Source organism: Capillimicrobium parvum (genome assembly GCF_021172045.1).
In the GTDB taxonomy this organism is placed as follows: domain Bacteria; phylum Actinomycetota; class Thermoleophilia; order Solirubrobacterales; family Solirubrobacteraceae; genus Capillimicrobium; species Capillimicrobium parvum.
Genome location: NZ_CP087164.1, coordinates 2042355 through 2059918, shown reverse-complemented (window position 1 = coordinate 2059918; position 17564 = coordinate 2042355). Strand labels below are relative to the sequence as shown.

22 protein-coding genes are annotated in these 17564 nt (G+C 68.5%); 13 read left to right on the top strand and 9 right to left on the bottom strand.

What is annotated here, in order from left to right; all coding sequences use genetic code 11:
- Window positions 1-116: 116 nt before the first annotated feature.
- The 3 genes from DSM104329_RS10250 to DSM104329_RS10240 all read right to left on the bottom strand — a co-directional run bounded on the left by DSM104329_RS10250 (window position 117) and on the right by DSM104329_RS10240 (window position 4040).
- On the bottom strand, window positions 117-1187 hold the full coding sequence (locus DSM104329_RS10250; RefSeq protein ID WP_259315335.1) for a sugar ABC transporter substrate-binding protein: 1071 nt from the start codon (window positions 1185-1187) through the stop codon (window positions 117-119).
- 286 nt (window positions 1188-1473) lie between these two features.
- On the bottom strand, window positions 1474-3129 hold the full coding sequence (locus DSM104329_RS10245; protein WP_259315334.1) for a flavin-containing monooxygenase: 1656 nt from the start codon (window positions 3127-3129) through the stop codon (window positions 1474-1476).
- Window positions 3126-4040, bottom strand: a complete 915-nt coding sequence (locus DSM104329_RS10240) for an alpha/beta hydrolase (RefSeq protein ID WP_407655906.1) — start codon at window positions 4038-4040, stop codon at window positions 3126-3128. The genes DSM104329_RS10245 and DSM104329_RS10240 overlap by 4 nt, the downstream gene beginning before the upstream one ends.
- 347 nt (window positions 4041-4387) lie before the next feature.
- Between DSM104329_RS10240 and DSM104329_RS10235 the strand changes: the two genes are divergently transcribed.
- Complete coding sequence (locus DSM104329_RS10235; protein WP_259315332.1) at window positions 4388-6199, top strand: sigma-54-dependent Fis family transcriptional regulator; 1812 nt, start codon at window positions 4388-4390, stop codon at window positions 6197-6199.
- Window positions 6200-6244: 45 nt separating this feature from the next.
- Here the strand turns inward: DSM104329_RS10235 and DSM104329_RS10230 are convergent, their stop codons facing one another.
- Window positions 6245-7144: a LysR substrate-binding domain-containing protein gene (locus DSM104329_RS10230; RefSeq protein WP_259315331.1), complete on the bottom strand. Its 900-nt coding sequence runs from the start codon at window positions 7142-7144 to the stop codon at window positions 6245-6247.
- Between the two features lie 104 nt (window positions 7145-7248).
- Between DSM104329_RS10230 and DSM104329_RS10225 the strand changes: the two genes are divergently transcribed.
- From DSM104329_RS10225 to DSM104329_RS10210, 4 genes are all read left to right on the top strand, one after another.
- Complete coding sequence (locus tag DSM104329_RS10225) at window positions 7249-8427, top strand: acyl-CoA dehydrogenase family protein (protein WP_259315330.1); 1179 nt, start codon at window positions 7249-7251, stop codon at window positions 8425-8427.
- Window positions 8427-9668, top strand: a complete 1242-nt coding sequence (locus DSM104329_RS10220) for a CaiB/BaiF CoA transferase family protein (protein WP_259316203.1) — start codon at window positions 8427-8429, stop codon at window positions 9666-9668. Before DSM104329_RS10225 ends, DSM104329_RS10220 begins: the two co-directional genes overlap by 1 nt.
- Window positions 9669-10174: 506 nt before the next feature.
- On the top strand, window positions 10175-10309 hold the full coding sequence (locus DSM104329_RS10215) for a hypothetical protein (protein ID WP_259315329.1): 135 nt from the start codon (window positions 10175-10177) through the stop codon (window positions 10307-10309).
- Between the two features lie 64 nt (window positions 10310-10373).
- Window positions 10374-11045, top strand: coding sequence for a GAP family protein (locus tag DSM104329_RS10210; RefSeq protein WP_259315328.1), 672 nt, complete (start codon window positions 10374-10376; stop codon window positions 11043-11045).
- Between the two features lie 43 nt (window positions 11046-11088).
- Here DSM104329_RS10210 and DSM104329_RS10205 read toward each other — a convergent pair whose 3' ends face one another.
- Window positions 11089-11220 (bottom strand): hypothetical protein, encoded by a 132-nt coding sequence (locus DSM104329_RS10205; protein WP_259315327.1) that lies wholly within the window; start codon window positions 11218-11220, stop codon window positions 11089-11091.
- A 36-nt stretch (window positions 11221-11256) separates the two neighbouring features.
- Here DSM104329_RS10205 and DSM104329_RS10200 point away from each other — a divergent pair, with 36 nt between their 5' ends.
- The 3 genes from DSM104329_RS10200 to DSM104329_RS10190 all read left to right on the top strand — a co-directional run bounded on the left by DSM104329_RS10200 (window position 11257) and on the right by DSM104329_RS10190 (window position 12643).
- Complete coding sequence (locus DSM104329_RS10200) at window positions 11257-11430, top strand: hypothetical protein (protein WP_259315326.1); 174 nt, start codon at window positions 11257-11259, stop codon at window positions 11428-11430.
- A gap of 164 nt (window positions 11431-11594) precedes the next feature.
- Window positions 11595-11861, top strand: coding sequence for a hypothetical protein (locus DSM104329_RS10195; RefSeq protein ID WP_259315325.1), 267 nt, complete (start codon window positions 11595-11597; stop codon window positions 11859-11861).
- A gap of 329 nt (window positions 11862-12190) precedes the next feature.
- Window positions 12191-12643 carry a DUF6325 family protein gene (locus tag DSM104329_RS10190; protein ID WP_259315324.1) on the top strand — a complete coding sequence of 151 codons (453 nt, stop codon included), beginning with the start codon at window positions 12191-12193 and terminating at the stop codon, window positions 12641-12643.
- 251 nt (window positions 12644-12894) lie between these two features.
- On the opposite strand, the gene DSM104329_RS10185 is transcribed toward DSM104329_RS10190, so the two are convergent.
- Both DSM104329_RS10185 and DSM104329_RS10180 read right to left on the bottom strand, forming a co-directional pair.
- Window positions 12895-13263 (bottom strand): response regulator, encoded by a 369-nt coding sequence (locus DSM104329_RS10185; RefSeq protein WP_326924493.1) that lies wholly within the window; start codon window positions 13261-13263, stop codon window positions 12895-12897.
- Window positions 13264-13265: 2 nt separating this feature from the next.
- Entirely contained in the window at window positions 13266-13520 is a 255-nt protein-coding gene (locus DSM104329_RS10180; protein ID WP_259315323.1) for a hypothetical protein, read from the bottom strand.
- 59 nt (window positions 13521-13579) lie between these two features.
- On the opposite strand from DSM104329_RS10180, the gene DSM104329_RS10175 reads away from it, so the two are divergent.
- From DSM104329_RS10175 to DSM104329_RS10165, 3 genes are all read left to right on the top strand, one after another.
- Window positions 13580-14569: an AAA family ATPase gene (locus DSM104329_RS10175; RefSeq protein ID WP_259315322.1), complete on the top strand. Its 990-nt coding sequence runs from the start codon at window positions 13580-13582 to the stop codon at window positions 14567-14569.
- A gap of 150 nt (window positions 14570-14719) precedes the next feature.
- Window positions 14720-15286, top strand: coding sequence for a hypothetical protein (locus DSM104329_RS10170; protein ID WP_259315321.1), 567 nt, complete (start codon window positions 14720-14722; stop codon window positions 15284-15286).
- 259 nt (window positions 15287-15545) lie between these two features.
- On the top strand, window positions 15546-15827 hold the full coding sequence (locus tag DSM104329_RS10165) for a hypothetical protein (RefSeq protein ID WP_259315320.1): 282 nt from the start codon (window positions 15546-15548) through the stop codon (window positions 15825-15827).
- Between the two features lie 384 nt (window positions 15828-16211).
- Here DSM104329_RS10165 and DSM104329_RS10160 read toward each other — a convergent pair whose 3' ends face one another.
- Complete coding sequence (locus DSM104329_RS10160) at window positions 16212-16493, bottom strand: hypothetical protein (protein ID WP_259315319.1); 282 nt, start codon at window positions 16491-16493, stop codon at window positions 16212-16214.
- Window positions 16494-16552: 59 nt separating this feature from the next.
- Here DSM104329_RS10160 and DSM104329_RS10155 point away from each other — a divergent pair, with 59 nt between their 5' ends.
- Window positions 16553-16852, top strand: coding sequence for a hypothetical protein (locus DSM104329_RS10155; protein ID WP_259315318.1), 300 nt, complete (start codon window positions 16553-16555; stop codon window positions 16850-16852).
- Window positions 16853-16907: 55 nt separating this feature from the next.
- On the top strand, window positions 16908-17171 hold the full coding sequence (locus DSM104329_RS10150; protein ID WP_259315317.1) for a hypothetical protein: 264 nt from the start codon (window positions 16908-16910) through the stop codon (window positions 17169-17171).
- Here DSM104329_RS10150 and DSM104329_RS10145 read toward each other — a convergent pair.
- Window positions 17161-17358 carry a hypothetical protein gene (locus tag DSM104329_RS10145; protein WP_259315316.1) on the bottom strand — a complete coding sequence of 66 codons (198 nt, stop codon included), beginning with the start codon at window positions 17356-17358 and terminating at the stop codon, window positions 17161-17163. The genes DSM104329_RS10150 and DSM104329_RS10145 overlap by 11 nt on opposite strands.
- Between the last annotated feature and the right edge of the window lie 206 nt (window positions 17359-17564).

Below are 17564 nucleotides of genomic sequence, written 5' to 3'. Positions count from 1 at the left end.
CGCGTTCTGGTTCCATCGGGTCGCGGCGTGCACGCGAAAGCTGCGGCCGAGAGGCCGCAGCTTTCTTCGTGGTCGGTCCGTCCTGACGATCCTGGACGGCGTGCCTCACCGGGTTCTCACGAACCGCCCGTCAGCGGGATCGAGTCGAGCGTCTCGTGACGCTCGGCCGGCGGCTTGTAGGTGTCGATGTTGTCGCTGCTGTAGAACGTCGACTTCACCGTCAGCGCGGGGTACGTCTTGTCCGCCCCGCCCTTCAGCGCCGTCTGCATCTGCTTGATCGCCGCCAGGCCCGACGCGACGGTGTTCAGGTCCCACGTTCCGGTCAGCCGGCCCTCCTTGACGGCGGTGATGGCGTCGGCGTCGCCATTGCGCCCGACCACGATGATGCCGTCGGCGGTCGCGGTGGCGACCTTCTTGCCCGCTCCGGTGATCGCCGCCGAGTCGCCCAGCGCGGACTGGTCGTTGTAGTTCCACACCGCCTGCACGTCAGGGTGCTTGGTGAGCAGATCCTGCATGAGGCGCTGTGCGCCGTCGGCGGTGTCGGCCGTGTTGTCGGCCTTGCCGATGATCTTCAGGCCCTGCTTCTTGGCCGCGTTGGTGAAGCACTTCACCGACGCGGTGATCGACGGAACGGGCGGACCGCCGATGACGATGGTCTTGGCGCCCGGCGTCTTCTTGGCGATGAACGCTGCGTCCGCCTCGCCGGGGCCGCCCGGCTCGCACGTCAGGACCTCCAACCAGACCGTCGACGTGACGCCCTCGCCCTCGGAGTTCATGCCGATGACCGGGACGCCCTGCGCGACCGCGCGTGTATACGCGGCTGCCGCGGCGCCCGGATCGAGCGTGAAGCTCGCGATCGCGGTGCGTCCCTGCGTGATCGCGGTGTCGACGTTCGCCACCTGCTTGTCCGGCGACAGGTTCGAGTCCAGCACGTCGGCCTCCCAGCCCAGCTCCTTCGCCCCCGCCTTCATGCCCTGGAAGATCTCCTGCTGGCCGGGCTGCGCCGCGACCGGGCTGATGTAGGACACCTTGGCGCCCGGGCCGCCCTTGTCGGCCGGAAGACCGGAGTCCCCGCCGCTCGTGCCGGCGCTCGTGCCGGCACTCGTACTGCTGCTGTCGTTGCTGCTGCCGCATCCTGCGAACAGCACCGCCGCGATCACCGCGGGCAATGCGAACCATCTCGTCATGCTTCATGTCCTCCTGTTTGTCGCCGCGGCCGCTCCTCTGTGGCACCGCGTCTGCCTCACGCCCAGGCAGGTGGCCCGGTCGCGTCCTGTCGCATGGAGAAGGCCTTGGCGCCACCGGAGCCTGAGTCAGGCTCCGGGCACCCTCGCGACCCATGACTGCTGCGCTTCCGCCGCCCAGCGAATGTCAGGCGGCCCCTGAACTCAGGTGTTCAGCCGGCAACGATTCCGCCGTCCAGTGGGCGCGCACGACCGAGGTCGGTCGTTCACAACGCCGGCTGCCGCCCGTTCAGACGGGGGCCTCGTCAGGCACCTGGTTGAACGCGAACCCGCGGAAACCGTCGTTCTCGACATCGGCGAGCTGGGCGCGGTAGTTGGCGAGCCCGCCCATGTAGAACATGACGGCGTGCTTCTTGCCCGGGATGTTGGCCCCGAAGATCCAGGACTCGACCTTCGGAAACAGCGTCATGTTCGCGATCTCCTGGCAGGTGGCGGACCAGCCGCTTTCCGCCTCCGGGGTCGGCTCGATGGTCTGTACGCCGTTGCGCTCGGCGTGGCCGATGAGCTCGCCGATCCACTCGACCTGGGCCTCGATGCTCGGGGGCAGGTTGGTGAACGGGCCGTTCGGTCCGAGGATCATGAACATGTTCGGGAAGCCGGCCTTCGACAGTCCGAGGTAGCTGGTCGGGCCGTCGGTCCAGTGCTCGTTGATGTGCCGCCCGCCGCGGCCGCGCAGGTCCATCGCCCGGTAGTTGCCGTCGACCGCATCGAACCCGGTGGCCAGGACCAGGACGTCGAGCTCGTGCTCGACCCCGTCGGCGGTGCGTACGCCGGCCGGGGTCATCTCCTCGATCGGGTTCTCCTTGATCGAGACCAGCTCGACGTTGTCGCGGTTGTAGGTCTCGTAGTAGTCCTCGTTGCAGAGCGGGCGCCTGGCGTAGAGGTCGGTCGGGGTGAGCTGGCGCGCGGTCTCAGGGTCATGCACGATCTCGCCGATCTTGGAACGGATGAACTCCGCGGCGGCAGCGTTCGCCTCCGGATCGATCGCGATGTCGGCGAACGTGCCGAACATGAACCGAAAGCCGTTGCCCTTGTCCCAGTTCTCCTGGAACACCCGGCGCCGCTCCTCCTCGGAGACCTTCATCGCCTCGGTGCTGCTCTCCTCGAACCCGAAAGCGACGACGGAGCTGCGGACCTGGTCCCAGACGGCGTCGAAGTTCTCCTTGATGCGGTCGACGTCCGCCTGATCCACCGGGCCATTGCCGGACGGAACGACGTACTGTGGCGAGCGCTGGAAGACGGTGAGGTGCTCGGCCATCTTTGCCGCGGCGACGATGAACTGGATTCCCGTCGAGCCGGTCCCGATCACGCCGACCCGCTTGCCGGTGATGTCGAGGTCGTCCGGCCAGGCGTTCGTGTGCACCATCCGGCCCGCGAACGTGTCCATGCCCGCGATGTCGGGGATGTTGGTCCGGGCGAGCAGACCCAGCGCGTTGACGACGTAACGGCTGGTGTACCGCTTGCCGTCAGCCGTGGTGATCGTCCAGATGCTCATGTCCTCGTCGAACGTGGCTCCGGTCACCTCGGTGTTCAGCTCGATGTCGCGGCCGAGGTCGTAGCGCTCGACGACGTGCTCCAAGTAGGCCAGGATGTCCGGCTGATCCAGGTAACGGGTGCGCCAGTTCCACTCCTGCAGGAGGTCCTTGTCGAACGAGTAGCGGTAGACGAAACCCTCGGTGTCGGACTTGGCGCCCGGGTACCTGTTGAAGTACCAGGTGCCGCCGACTCCCCCGCCCTTCTCGAGCGCCTTCACCGACAGGCCGAGCTCGTTGCGCAGCTTGTGCAGCATGTAGATGCCGCCGAATCCGGCGCCGATGACGATGACGTCGTAGTCGACGCGGGAGTCGCCGCCCGCGGCGACGTCCGAGTCTCTCAGCCCGCTCATGCGAGATACCACTTGGCGACGCGGCCGATCTCGTCATCTGCCGCCGCGGTCCGGCCGGCGTTCATCGGGAACGCGTGCTGCTGCCCGTCGACGACCGAGAGGGTCACATCCACGCCGGCAGCCTTGGCCAACTCGGCAAGCCGGGTGGCGTTGTCGAGCAGCGACTCGTCACCGCCGGCGTTGACGTAGAGACGCGGGAACCCCTCGAAGTCGGCATACAGCGGGTTGGCCAACGGAGCCGTGGGGCTCGTCTGCTCACCCAGGACGCCGGCGATCATCCCCTCCAGCAAGGAGACCGTGATCAGAGCATCGGTGGCGTCGTTGGTCTGCAGCGTCTCACCCGAGTTCTCCATGTCCAGCCACGGCGAGAACGCGATCACGCTGCCGGGCAGCGGCTTACCGCGGTCCTTGAGCGCCAGAGCAGTCGCCACGGCCAGGTTGCCGCCTGCCGAATCACCGATCGTGGTGATCTTCTCCGGCGCCACGCCCTGCTCGGTCAGGGCCAGAAAGGCCGACACGGCATCCTCAAGGCCAGCCGGGTGCGGATGCTCCGGCGCACGACGGTAATCAAGGACAAACGCGACGACGCCGAGCGCCTTCGCCACATGCGCGGCGAGCTTGCGATGACTCGACGCCGACCCGACGGCGAACCCGCCGCCATGGGTGTACAGAAGCACCCGCGAGGAGTCGGCGCCGACCGGGCGACACCAGATCCCGGCCACGCCGCCGACCGTGGCCTCGGCGTAGGTGACGTCCTCGGGCTCCTTGGTCGGCTGATGCCACTCGTCGAAGATGCTGCGAAACAGCCGCATCGTGAGATCCGGGGTCGTGGCGAGGATCTGCGACCAGTCGGTGTAGAGATCCTTGACCGGGTCCTGCTCGACCGCCTCGGCGAGCGCCTGGTGGTTCATGTCGTACGTTCCTTCCGCATGGTCGGGACAGACCCGACGGGGTTCGATGGCCGGCGTGAGGGCCCGCCGCATCACCAGCGCTGGTGTCTGCAAGCGGCGATGGTAAGCGCGCCCAGGGCCACCGATGTGTTCCGATCTGAGACACCCCGCGGGCCTGGGCGTCGGGGGCCGGGTCCGGCATGCGGTGCGCCTGGTTGTCGCGGCAACTGATGTCAGTCGCGCATGAATCGGAACCCGATTGGTATCAATACTCGGCCTTATGATCTCGTAGGACTGTGACCGGCGCTCCATACTTGAGTGATGTCCGAGCGCCTGGAGCGGCGATGAGTCGTCTGCGCCGCAGCTCCGTGGAAGCCGACGAGGTCCGGTCGGCAAAGGAAGTCCTCATCTCGAACGGCCTCATGCATGCCGAGTGGAACTCGGAATGGCTGCCCGGGGAGATCGACCGGAGCTGGCGGCGCTCGATCACCGCAGGTGCCACCCGGAAGCCGGGATCGTTCCACTACGTCAACGAGTTCGACGCAGACAGCGAACTGAGTCGCGCCGCGCGACCGATCCTCGATCGGCTGGAGGGGATGCTGCAGGACCTCGGGACCTCGATCTTCCTGGCGGACCGAACGGGCCAGATCGTGGCCCGACGGGTCGCTGGACGCAGCGAACGGGCCAGGTTCGACAATGCGTGCGCCGCCGAGGGGTTCGACTTCTCCGAGGAGAGCATCGGTACGAACGGGCTCGGTACCGCCATCCAGGAAGCGGGAGCCGTCTTCGTGCGCGGACCCGAGCACTTCAACGATGCCCTCGAGGACCTCGCCTGCGCCGGTGCGGGCATCCGGCACCCGGCGACGGGGCGAATGGTGGGCTCGCTGTCCCTGGCTGCACCCGCCGACGCAGCCGAGACGATGATGCTGGCCTTGGTCCGCGAGGGCGCTCGGCAGATCGTAGACAACCTGAGCCTGACCGTCGGGCGGCGCGAGCTCGCCCTCGGGCGCAGCTACCAACGGCACCGGGACAAGGGTCCGGTCATCGTGCTCAACAGCGACACCGTAATGAGCAACGTCACCGGGCTGTCGTTCCTCAACGTCGAGAGCCATGGCCGCCTGTGGGAGTTGCTGCTCTCCCAGGACTGGTCCCATGGGCCGTGCGTCCTGGACCTCGACCTCCAGGCGCTGCAGACGCGAGTCCTGGCCCACCGGCTCGACGATGTTGGCGAGGAGCCGGCCTTTGCCGTCGAGATCCTGAACCGACGGCGTCCCCCCGGGACCCGGCCCCGCGGGGCAGTCCCGACGTTCCACGACCCGTTCGTCGCCCAGCTCCAGCGCGCGGCGGGTCGATCCGCGAGGGCGGTGTCGGTGACCGGTCCCAGTGGGTCGGGCAAGCTGCACGTCGCCCTCGAATGGCTGCGCTCGGTGGGTCATCCCGAGCCGTTGGTGCTCGACGCCGGCGACCTCGAGAACCGCCCATCATGGCGAGGCGACGCGCTGGCGGCGCTCGAGGCGAAGGGAGCAGTCGTGCTCCGGCGGCTGGAGGACCTGCCCGTCAACCAGGTCAACGCCGTCAAGGCACTCAGCGCGGGTGCCGCGCGTGCTGCTCCCGACGACTCAAGTGCCCCGACTGTGGACTCCGGGCACGGCGAGTCACCGGCGCGACTGGTGATCACCGCCGACCTGGGCCGGTGCACCGACTCGACCGTGGGCGCGCTCGTGCAGGTCACGCCGGGAGTCGAGCTGCCGCCGCTGTCGAGTCGCGGCCGGGACATCCCGAAGCTCGTGGACACGCTCCTGGAGCGGGACGCCCCATCGCGGCGACCGGTCCTGTCCGCAGCCACGTTGCAGGTGCTCCTGAGGTGGCACTGGCCCGGCAACGTGGCCGAGCTTCGATGCCTGCTCGAGGACCTCGCCCGGGAGCTGCCCGGCCAGTCCGTGAGCCCCTATCACCTGCCCGAGTGCATGTGGGACGCTGCGCACCGGCGGACCTTCACCCGGATCCAGTTGGCCGAGCGGGCCGAGATCGTCGCGGCTCTCCGTCAGACCAACGGCAACCGGTCGAAGGCTGCCAGCCTGCTCGGCATCGGTCGCACCACCCTGTATCGCAAGCTGCGAGGGCTCGGCATCGAGGAGGACGCGCTTCTGCCCGCGTCGGAGCAGCCCGCCGAGAGGTGAGCAGCGGCCGCGCCGGCCTGCGGACGGCACGGCAGTAGGAGCCCCTCACCCGTCGGTCGAGCAATCCCAGGCGGCCACCTGGCGTCGCACCGCGTGCAGTGCGGGATCGGTCTCGGTGCGACGCCACGCCATGCGCAGGTGCACATCCGGCGCCTCGTCTGCGACCGGGACGAAGCTGATGTGTGGATCGTTGTCGTTCGCGGCGACGGAAGCCAGGGTGAGGTGACAACCCGCCTCGGCGCCCACCAGCGCCAACGCGGTCTGCGTGTCCGGCGCGATCTGGACGATGTCGGGCAAGAACCCGCTGTCGCCGGCCAACCGGCGAAGCCGCTCCGGCAGGACCGCGCCCTCGAGCGGCGACAGCGAGACGAACTGCTCGCCCGCGAGGTCGGCGACCGCCACCGTCGTGCTGCGGGCGAGCGGGTGGGTGTCGGGAAGGGCGAGCACGAGGGAATCGGTCATCACCACCTCGGCCTCGAGGTCTGCGGGCACGACGTCCCAGCGTCCCAGCGCCAGGTCGGTGTCACCCTGCTGGAGCTTCTTCAACGCCGGCTGCGCGAACTGCTGGCTCGAGAGCTCGAGCTGGATCCCGGGACGCTCGGACCGCACCGCCCGGGCCAGGCGCGCCACCAGCCGATACGTCGAGATTCCCGCGAACGAGATCCGGACGACGCCGCTCTCCCCCTCGGCCGCGGACCTCACGGCCGCCTGGGCCCGCCGGGTCGCGTCGAGCACCTCGGCCGCCGGCCCGAGCAAAGCCCGACCGCTCGCCGTCAGATGGACCCGCCGGGTGTTGCGGTCGAACAGGGTGGTGCCGAGCTCCCGCTCGAGCTGCTTGATGGTCCGGCTCAGCGGCGGCTGTGCCATGTGCAACCGCTCGGCTGCTCGCCCGAAATGCAGCTCCTCCGCCACCGCGAGGAAGGACCGCAGCTGTCCGACGTCCACGTCACGACCTCCAGTACGCCTCACCAGATATATGCCCATTCAGTATTACAGACGGACCCACTTTGTATTGGACTGAACTCAATGTGGTGACCCAGAGTGGAGCCATGTACACCGGCAACCCCGACGTCCCCGACGACGTCTTCGCTGACGTCCTCAGGCAGGTGTCCGAGTTCGTGCGGACCCGGGTCGTCCCCCGAGAGCTCGAGATCATGCAGTCCGACGCGATCCCGGGCGACCTGCGGGCGCAGATCGCCGACATGGGCCTGTTCGGCTACGCGATCCCCCAGGAGTGGGGCGGGGGCGGCCTGGATCTCGTCCAGGACGTCGAGCTCGCCATGCAGTTCGGCTACACCTCGCTCGCCGTTCGCTCCATGTTCGGCACCAACAACGGCATCGCCGGACAGGTGCTCGTCGGTTTCGGCACCGAGGAGCAGAAGGCGCGGTGGCTGCCGGGCATCGCCTCGGGGGAGGTCGTGGCGTCCTTCGCCCTGACCGAGCCCGGCGCCGGGTCGAACCCCGCCGGGCTGCGCACGACGGCCACCGTGGACGGCGACGGCTGGGTGATCGACGGGTCCAAGCAGTTCGTCACCAACGCACCCGACGCCGGCCTCTTCGTCGTCTTCGCGCGGCTCCGCCCCGCACAGGAGACGGGTCCGGGTATCGCCGTGTTCCTCGTACCCGCCGATGCGGCGGGGGTCGAGGTCGGCGGCAAGGACGCCAAGATGGGCCATGCGGGCTCGGGCACCGCGGAGGTCTTCCTCCATGGAGTGCGCGTCGGCCCCGAGGCGCTCGTCGGAGAAGAAGCGGCGGTCGGCTACCGGGCCGCGATGACGTCGCTGGCACGCGGACGGGTCCACGTCGCCGCGCTCGCGGTCGGCTGCGCCCAGCGTGCGCTCGACGAGTCGGTGTCGTACGCCGCGTCGGCGACGCAGGGCGGCACCCCGATCGGGGACTTCCAGCTGGTGCAGGCGATGCTGGCCGACCAGAGGGTCGGGCTCGACGCCGGTCGCGCGCTGGTGCGCGACGCCGCACGCCGCTACGTCACCGGCGAGGACCGGCGCGTCATGCCGAGCACCGCGAAGCTGTTCTGCACCGAGATGGCCGGGCGGGCGGCTGACCTCGCGGTGCAGGTGCACGGCGGATCGGGCTACATGCGCGAGGTTCCGGTGGAGCGCCTCTACCGCGACGTCCGCCTGCTGCGTCTCTACGAGGGCACGAGCGAGATCCAGCGGCTGATCATCGGCGGCGCGCTCGTGAAGGCCGCGCGATCCGACGGCGCGTGATGCTGCCCCTCGAGGGCCACACGGTGGTCGCTCTGGAACAGGCGGTCGCGGTGCCGCTCGCGACCCGCAACCTCTGCGACCTCGGCGCGCGGGTGATCAAGGTCGAGCGACCCGGGGATGGCGACCTCGCGCGGGGGTACGACCACGTGGTCGAAGGCACGGGGGCGCACTTCGTCTGGCTCAACCGCGGCAAGGAATCGCTGGCGATCGACCTCAAGTCTCCGGACGGCATCCACGTCGTCCGGCGACTCATCAGCCAGGCGGACGTGTTCGTCCAGAACCTCGCGCCCGGAGCGGCATCGCGTCTCGGCCTCGACGCCGAGGCCCTCCGTGCGGACAACCCCGGCCTGGTCGTGGTCGACCTGTCCGGCTACGGCAGCGTTGGCCCGATGGCCCAGCGCAAGGCCTACGACATGCTCATCCAGGCCGAGGCCGGCCTGATCTCGATCACCGGCACCACCGACGAGCCGGTGAAGACCGGTATCCCGACCGCCGACATCGCGGCCGGCATGTACTGCGCCCAGTCGGTGCTCGCGGCGCTCCTGCGCCGCGCCAGGACCGGGGAGGGCGCGACCATCGAGGTCTCGATGCTGGACGCAACGATCGAGTGGATGGGCCATGCCTTGTACACCCAGCTGCACACCGGGCGACAGCCGCCGCGCATGGGGGTAGGTCACGCGTCCATCGCCCCCTACGACACCTACCCGACCCGCGACGGGCAGATGCTCATCGGCGTCCAGAGCGACCGCGGGTGGCGGGACCTCGTCACCGAGGTCTTCGACTCACCCGAGCTTGCGTGTGACGAACGCTTCGCCACGAACGTCCAGCGGGTCAGCAACCGTGCCGAGTGCGACGCCGAGGTCGCGCGGCGCACCCGGGAGTGGACGACCGCCGAGCTCGATGCCCGACTGGCAAGCGCAGGAGTCCCCGCCGCCCAGGTCAAGCAGCTTGCCGAGGTCGTCGAGCACCCCCAGCTCCGAGCGCGCGAGCGCTGGCGCTCGATCGGGACCGAGTTCGCCCGGATCGACGCGCTTCTGCCGCCGGCGACATTCCAGGACTTCGAGGCACCGATGGGCGACGTCCCTGCGCTCGGCGCGCACTCGCGCGCCCTCCTGCTGGAGGCCGGGCTCAGCGAGGCGGCAGCCGACGAGGTGCTCGAGCGCGGCGTCGCCGCCCAGCACCACAACCCCGCACCGCCCCTGGTCTCACCGTCGAGGGTCCGTACCACGCCCGACAGCTGACGAAGAGGTGTCCCCCATGCCATCACACCGACACGACCCGAGCCATGCCGGCGCACAGCGGGAGGCTGATGTCAGCGCCTCCCGCGTCGACACGCGCGGCCTGTAGCTCTCGCGCCGCGCGACGCGTCCTCTCCGCGGTTGGACGCCGCCCGCCGTCGCGCGTCAGCTGAGCGCCCGCTCCCGATGCCCGAGCTCGGCGAACCGGCGCATCGCCTCGCGGTACGCGCGCACGGTTCCGGCACCGCCTCCCCCGTCCGCCGGGCGGAGGCCGGTCCGGGGCATCGTCGCGGCGCGCCACGCCGGTGGCCACGATGCTGTTCGTGGGCCACCGCGCACTCGAGGGCGGCCGCTTCGCCGACGGAATCGCGCAGCCGGCTCTTCGATGTGCCCGCTACCGGGTCATCGGTCCCGCTGCGGCTCATCGTGCTGAACGGCTGCGCGATCAGCGACGAAGGTCATCCCATGTGGATGAGGCAGGAGCGGCCCATCCGTGCGAGGCTGTTCGCATGAGGCCGAACGTCCAGCTCCACGCTTGTCGCGTCGCCCCCGGCGCCGAGTTCGAAGGTCAGCTGCTCGGCGCCCTCGAGCGGATCGAGAGCAGCGGCACGTCACGAGCGGGCGACCCGCCTCAGCCCCGATGAGTCGGCGCTCGCCTTCGGTGCGGGTACGGCAGGCCGGCCGCCAGGCTCGTCCCGGCACGTAGGCATGGGGTGGACCGACACCGAGCTCGTGCTCGTGGCGCTCGCGGCGATGGTGTCGCCGACGACGCTGTCGTTCAGCGTGTTCGCGCTCGTGCTCGGCGACCGGCCGCTGCGTACGGGTGCGTGGTTCTACCTCGGGGCGTTTGGTGCGACGCTGGCGGTCGGCATCGTGGCGGCCTTCGTGATCGGGGACGCCGCCGCCTCCTCCGAGCCCTCCACGCCGAAGACGTGGGTCGCGATCGTCGACATCGTCGCGGCCGTCCTCCTGGTGGCCTATGTCATCAAGGTCCTCCGGCGACCCGTGAACCAGGCGCGGATGAACGGAATGATCGAGCAGATCGGCAAAGTCGCCTCGTCGCCGGCGATCGCGATCGTCGGCGCGGGCGCGACGCTCGCCAACCCGGGCGGGTTCATTCCGATCGCGCTGAAGACGATCTCCGAGACCGACCCGAGCGCCACCGAGTACATCGCCCAGTGGGTGGGATTCACGGTGGTGGCTCTGCTGCCGCTCGCACTCGCGCTCGTGATGCTGGCCGTGGTGCCGAACACCGCGAAGCGCACGCTCGAGTCCTTCCGCGGCTGGCTGGAGCGGCACGCGCGGACGGTCGCCGCGATCATCGTCCTGCTGCTCGCCGCCGCGCTGCTGCGCAACGGCATCGCCGGGCTGACCGGCTGACCCCCGAGTCGGGGCGTCAGCCGCAACATGGACGGCGCTGCGTTCAGCGACGCAGAGCCACGCAGGTCAGCCAGGTCAGGAGGTCGGCGACGAGCGCGAACGCCAACGCGACGACGATCCACTCGGTACCCGACACCGTGTCCGACGAGATGCTCCACATGAACGCGTATGCCACCGTCGTCCACGGCAGGATGAAGAGCCGATCGCCGGAATGACCCAGGAGTCGAAGGCCCGTCCGAGCTGGCTGCCGAAGATCCACCGCGCGAGGATGAAGATGCGCGGCCAGAACATCGACGAGGCGACGAAGGACCAGCCGAAGAAGCGCCCGCCCGAAGGGCGCTCCTCGCGCGGTGGCGACGGCGCGACGTGTTGGATGTACCCGTAATCCAGTGGCCCAGCGTCGCGCGCACGCGACGGGGCATCTTCATCCGGATCGGGTGATCTCGTCAGTCGGCGTCCGACGAGCGAAGCTCTTCGATCTGTGATTGTGCGAGTGGGCGCGCGAGGCGCTGGCAAGGGTGCCGCGATCGGGGGCGTCCTCTCTTTCTCATGGGCCCGGCGGTCCTGGGTGTCGGTGTTGTCGGCGGCACGGCTGCCGGGGCACTTCACCACAAGAACCTGGGGCTGACCGATACCGACAAGGCGCGCCTCACCGTTGAACTGACCGCCGGCAAGGCAGCGGTCGGCGTGCTGGCCCACTCCGACACCGCGCCCGCGATCTCCGATCTCGTGAACCAGATCGGCGGCACGCCCGAGGCCCACCAACTCTCCGACGAAGCCCTCCAGACCGCGGCTGCAGGCGCTCCTGCAGCCTGATCGACAAGGCGGCCTCGGACCGCCGCCGGACACGACCCGTGAACGGCCGCCGGCGACAGGTGAGCCGCAGGGCTACATCATCACGACGATGGCGCTGCGGCGGGTCCCAGATGTCGGACCGGGACCCATCAGCGCCGCTGGCCCTGAAGTGCTCCAGCTCCTGGACACCGGCATGGAACGAGATGGGCGTCCGTTCGCTGCGATCCTGGCTTCACCCCGATCGGATGATGACTTCGCCCCAGCCACAGTCATACCGTCCAGCCCTGCTCCTCGGCAATCCCGTGATTCCGGGGACCTGTTCGTCTGTTGCGCCCGATCGAAAGGCGATGATGAGCGAAAGCGAGCTTGACGTTCTCGGGCCGGTCGACTACCTGGTGGTCGAGTTCCCGGCCGACAAGGCCGACTTCTCCGGTGAGATGGCGGCAGAGCTGACGGCGCTGGTCGACCGCGGGCTCGTGCGCGTGCTGGATCTGCTGATCCTGCGTAAGGACGCCGATGGATCGGTCGAGGCCGCGGAGCTGGACGAGGTCGAGGAGAGCAGAGTGGGCGAGCTGCTCGGGCTCGAAAGCGAACTCGCAATGCTGCTCGCCGAGGAGGACATCGAAGCGGTCGGCCTGGCGATCGAGCCCGGCAGCGTTGCGGCGGTGCTTGTGTACGAGAACCGCTGGGCCGGACCGTTCGGGTCCGCGGTACGGCGGTCGGGCGGCCAACTGATCGCCAGTGGGCGCATCCCGACGCAGGCACTGCTGGCCGCAATCGAATCCGAACCGGAAGGAGCATGACATGCCCCTGCGCCCACGGGCAGGCAGACGCGGCCTGATCGGCGGACCGGTCACGAGAACCGCAGCCGTCGTCGGTACCGCGGCCGTCGTCAAACACGGTCATGACCGGCGAGCGGATCGCCGCGATGACCGAGGCGATCGGCGCGATGACCGCGGTTTCGGCCGGTAGGCACCGCGCACTCGCCGGAGGGCCGCGACGCAGGCCAGACTGCTGCCCGGCGTGCGGGCAACGAAGCCGCGCACCGGGCGGCTCACGCCCGATGCTCGCGCCAGATACGCGACAGCAGCCGGGGGCCGAAGTCCTGCTTTCGCACGAGCGGCACGCTTCGCACGATCGGCGATGGTGGGGTCAGGTCCGCCGGTTCGTCGATCGAGATCAGCACGACGAGCGTGTCCGGGTGCGTCAAACGCAGCCGTCGCGCCACCTCCAGTCCGTCCAGTCCCGGCATGCGCACGTCGAGCAGCACGAGCTGCGGCGCGAGCCGGTCGACGGCCTCCAGCGCCTCCGCGCCCCCGGCGGCCTCCCCGACCGACTCGAAACCCGGTGTTGCGTCGATCACCCCGCGGGCGAGCCCCCGGAAGACCGCTTGGTCATCGACGGTGAGGACACGCACGTCCACGGTCACATCGCCGGCTGTGCCGTCATGCGTCGCTTCGCGCCAGGGTTACTGCGACTGTAGGTGGTCGGCGAATGGGCGGCGATGGGGCGCGCCCCAGGATTTTCAGGGGTGCGTCGTTCCCCATCCGCATGTGTGCTAAGCGCCTTCGACCCCGAGAGGAGGACGAGCGCAGCCTTCACGCGCCGGCTGACCTCATCGACCGTGGGAGATTGGGAGAGGTTGAGCTTGAGGAAGCTGGCGTTGATGTGCTTCTCCACTGCGCGCTTCGTGCGCGAGACGGTCGTCTAGCGAACGAAGAATCGAAAAAGCCTGGTGTTTGCAGGCACTTTTTGCGGAGGTAACCCGCATCGAAGTCCTCCGCCAGCTCACCAACCCGGCCGAGCGCCGCTCGCCCTGGCTGATTCGCGACTGGCTCGCTGCCAACCGCGTGCAGATGACCAGCGGAGCACGGGGCGGCTCGAAGACCACGGTGGAGGTCGCCATGATCGCCGCGTCGATCAAGGGTGAGCAGTTCCTTGGCCGAGATGTCCCGCCGCTGCGCTGGTTCCTCATCAGCGGCGAGCAGACCTCGGCGGAGTTGGCCGACCTGTTCGCCCAGCAGGACATCAGCGTCGACGAACTCCGTGACCGCGTGTACGTCGTCAGCCGCGAGGCTGGAGTCTCGCTCGGTGACGAGCGGTGGAACGACTGGCTCTCGCGTGAGGTCGAGCGCTTCGACCCTGACGTGCTGGTCATCGACTCTGTCTCAATGGTCTGCACCGGGGTCGATGCCATGAACTACGCCAGCGTGCGAGGCCTGTTCAAGACCGTTCTGCACCCCCTGCGAGACAAGCACGACCTGACGATCTGGCTCGCTCACCATCTGCGTAAGGGTGGCGGCGGTCACGTCGAGGACATCTTCGGTACCTCGATGTGGGCGAACGCAGCGGACTTCACGATCAACCTGGTTGCGCACGGTGCGCGGGTCGAGAACGAGGACGGGTCACTGACGCAGCGTTGCTCGATCACCCGTAGCAAGACCAGCCGCCTGGTGACCAGCCAGAAGCCCGAGTTCTACGAGATCGTCGGCACGCTCGCTGACGACGGCTCGACGGACAGGCTGGCCGTGCAGTTGCCGCACGTCGAGCCTACGACGGTCGAGCGCCTGGTAGCCGCCCTCGATCAGCCGCTCGGCCGCAGCGCGCTCGCCAAGGCGGTAGACATCAACCCGACCGGGACCAAGTTCCGCGACGCTCTCTCTGAGGCCATCGAGTCCGGCCAGATCGTCAAGAAGGACAGCCTCTACGAGCGTGGAGAGTCGTCGTGATCGCCCGTCTCCGCGCCCTGGTCGTGCCCTGGTGGCTCCGAGCGACGACCGCCTGTGGGACGGCATCGCGGAAAGGTAAGCGTGGCTAAAGCATGGATCTTGAGTTGCCGATACGCCGCTTATGATGACTTCTAAGACTGGTCTTGCGGTGTGAAGGTTCCAGTGGCAGTCCTTATCGTCTCCGTGTTGCTGTGCGGGGGTGCCCTGTCGGCGTGCGGCACTGACAAGGAGGCGCAGCAGCGCACCCAGGAGATCGAAGCCGCCGCGAAGCGTAAGGCCCAACAAGCGGCCGCAGAGCGGCGCGCAAAGAAGAAGGCCGAGGCTGAGGCGCGGAACCTCGTTGAGTCCTGCGAGCACGCCATGGGCGAGTTCCAAGACAGCATCTCGGAATTGGACAGTCGTCTGAACGTAGGACTCTCGTACGACGAGTACACGGACAAGCTCGGCGATGTCCAGGTGACCTACGACCAGGTTGACTACGACGAACTGGATGACAATCCTCGCTGTCTATCTGGCGTCGGCGTGCCGTTGGAGAGTGCCTTGAACCAGTACCTCAAGGCCGCGAACATCTGGTCCGACTGCTTCGATGACGTTTCGTGCTCCAACGACAGCATCCAAGGTTCGCTGCAGCTCCGGTGGGCGAAGGCATCGGCGAAAATCAGGGCGGCGAAGAACGGCATGGACGATCTGGGAACGCCGAGGTCCGGCACTTCGTGAACACCGGCTGTGCAGCCCCTCACAATCTCCGGTCGCCCGCCGCTGACGTTGTGGACGCCGTTGGCGACGCCCGCGACGCCAACTCTTAAGTCATGGTCGAGCGTTCGGCATCCCCAGCAACGCCATCACCGCCGAGATCGCCAACGGCACCGGGCCGGAGAAGTGCAGCGGCTGCACCTGACCTCGGTTGCGGCTCTGTCACGCTTTCCAGCATGGATCTCTACGTACTCTTCCCGTGGTTGCAGGAACTCTCCCCTGCATGGCGACCTCCAGCGTGTATCGCCCGCCGCGCGAAGGCAGTCAGGCGACTACGGGCCGCGCACAGGTGACGCGCTCCGTTGTCTATGCGGCTTCGATGCTGACGATGCTGTTCGTGCCTATCGCAGGAGCGGTCGCGCTGGGCATCGGCGTATCGCGGATCGTCACGGACGGGAGCGGAGGGGACGCCGCAACGGTCGCCATCCTCGTCACGCTCGGAGCGCCTGCGCTGTTCGGGTTGGCATGGTCGTACGTCTACGGCGAGAAGCGCACGGACGACTGAGCGCGTCGGGTCGCTGGGGATGCTGTCTACCCCTGGTCGTCTCCCGAAGGCTGGGCGCTACGGTCCCCGACCGCCGCCTTTGCCCTCGCCCCAGCCGCCGCCTTCGCCTTCGCCCCAGCCGCCGCCTTCGCCTTCGCCCCAACCGCCGCCTTCGCCCTGGCCCCAGCCAGTCGCGAGCCCTCCGTGGTGGGAACACGCGCCCTGCTGCCCGACCGCCTCGCAGGTCGTGCCGTCAGCACACTTGACAGTCGGCTGGTCGGAGGACCCGCACCCCGACACCAGCACAACGGCGACGATGGAGAGGAGGGCGATCCTTGCCACGCCGTGACCCTAGCCGCCCTCTCGAACGAGCGTCCACCGGGTCGCTGGGGTTGCTGGGGTTGCTCAGAACTCCGCGTGCCAGGTGAACGGCGGACTGGTGTTCGGCTCGGTCGTCATGAAGATGATGCGGCGGGGCAGCGGCTCGTCCGGGTACATGCGGAGGTACTGGAGCAGGCCATACGCGCCCTTGGTGCGAACGATCTCCGATGGCGTCCCGTCCGGATCGCCGGTCGCAAGTAGCGAGCCCGTCAACTCGACTTCAACGGTGGCGTCGTCAACCGGGTAGCGGACGATCATCACCTGGTCGAGGTCCGCGACGACCTCGGGTGTTCCGATCTTTTGCATGCTGGGATCGTCCCGGTAGGAGCGGACGGGCTGTCCGGATCGCTGGGGATGCTGGCGCTATGCCCTATCCGAACGTCGTCCTGGAAGCGCTCGGCGTGGAGTCCTACGGCGAGTTGATGGACATGGACACGCAGTCGGTGGTTCGCAAGATCGACGCAGCTGGTCCCGGTGGCGTCCCCTTGCATCAGGGAGACATGACGCTCGCCGTTCTTGTCCTGAGCGCCGTCGCTGACCTGGAGGAAGCCACCAAGCGCTTGGACCGCGCCCGGACGCGGTTCGAACGTCTCGGTTTCGCGCTGCTCATCATCTCGACCCTCGCGACCGTCGTTGCCGCTGTCGCCACCATCGCTGCCCTGTAGTCGGTCCGTCCTCTTCCGGCGCTGACGCGTCCGTCTTGGCCGCGATGATGCAGGCGTGGTCCTGCGGTTTCCTGACGACTTCAAGTACGTGCGGCCAACGATCTCCGCGAAGTTCTGCCTCGTGGTGGGCGTCGCGTTGCCTCTCGGAGGCGCGATGGCGACGCAGGACCACCTGACGCTCACTGACCTGAAGCCACAGGCAGGCGCGGCGATCCACGTCGTGCCGAACATGAACTACGCCATCTCGGGCGCGACGGTGGCCATGCCGCCCTCGGACCGCAGCGATGCGCCGCAGTTCGGGTCGGTCGTCAGGTGGTGATCCGCCGCCACGGTCCTTCGTCGCCGTAGTCGCGCTCCCAGCCCTCTCCGCAGCTGCACTTGGCGACGGCCAACCGTCGCGATGGGATCTTGGCCTGGCCCTGCGGCCCCATCATCGTCATGTGGCCCTCGGCGGACGTGAGGATCGTCATGCCTCGCCCGCAGTCGGGGCAGTTCAGGTTGTTCATGACCCCTTGATAGCGCCGGTCCGGGCCGTCAACGGTTGACCTCCGGCAGCGGCGGACGGACATGCAACGACATGCAAGGACATCGGCGGCCACACGCGGACATCCAACTTGGCGCGTGGCCACTCGGCCCGGAGCGCCGAGTTCCAGTCCCAGTTGACACGCTTTTACGAGGCCGTGACTTTCGGTTGACGCAGACCCTCTGAGCC

Coding starts and splice junctions, on each gene's coding strand:
- DSM104329_RS10250 (WP_259315335.1), bottom strand. CDS start 1,187: ATGACGAGATGGTTCGCATTGCCCGCGGTGATCGCGGCGGTGCTGTTC.
- DSM104329_RS10245 (WP_259315334.1), bottom strand. CDS start 3,129: ATGAGCGGGCTGAGAGACTCGGACGTCGCCGCGGGCGGCGACTCCCGC.
- DSM104329_RS10240 (WP_407655906.1), bottom strand. CDS start 4,040: ATGAACCACCAGGCGCTCGCCGAGGCGGTCGAGCAGGACCCGGTCAAG.
- DSM104329_RS10225 (WP_259315330.1), top strand. CDS start 7,249: ATGTACACCGGCAACCCCGACGTCCCCGACGACGTCTTCGCTGACGTC.
- DSM104329_RS10220 (WP_259316203.1), top strand. CDS start 8,427: ATGCTGCCCCTCGAGGGCCACACGGTGGTCGCTCTGGAACAGGCGGTC.
- DSM104329_RS10215 (WP_259315329.1), top strand. CDS start 10,175: ATGAGGCCGAACGTCCAGCTCCACGCTTGTCGCGTCGCCCCCGGCGCC.
- DSM104329_RS10210 (WP_259315328.1), top strand. CDS start 10,374: ATGGGGTGGACCGACACCGAGCTCGTGCTCGTGGCGCTCGCGGCGATG.
- DSM104329_RS10200 (WP_259315326.1), top strand. CDS start 11,257: ATGACCCAGGAGTCGAAGGCCCGTCCGAGCTGGCTGCCGAAGATCCAC.
- DSM104329_RS10195 (WP_259315325.1), top strand. CDS start 11,595: ATGGGCCCGGCGGTCCTGGGTGTCGGTGTTGTCGGCGGCACGGCTGCC.
- DSM104329_RS10190 (WP_259315324.1), top strand. CDS start 12,191: ATGAGCGAAAGCGAGCTTGACGTTCTCGGGCCGGTCGACTACCTGGTG.
- DSM104329_RS10165 (WP_259315320.1), top strand. CDS start 15,546: ATGGCGACCTCCAGCGTGTATCGCCCGCCGCGCGAAGGCAGTCAGGCG.
- DSM104329_RS10160 (WP_259315319.1), bottom strand. CDS start 16,493: ATGCAAAAGATCGGAACACCCGAGGTCGTCGCGGACCTCGACCAGGTG.
- DSM104329_RS10155 (WP_259315318.1), top strand. CDS start 16,553: ATGCCCTATCCGAACGTCGTCCTGGAAGCGCTCGGCGTGGAGTCCTAC.
- DSM104329_RS10145 (WP_259315316.1), bottom strand. CDS start 17,358: ATGAACAACCTGAACTGCCCCGACTGCGGGCGAGGCATGACGATCCTC.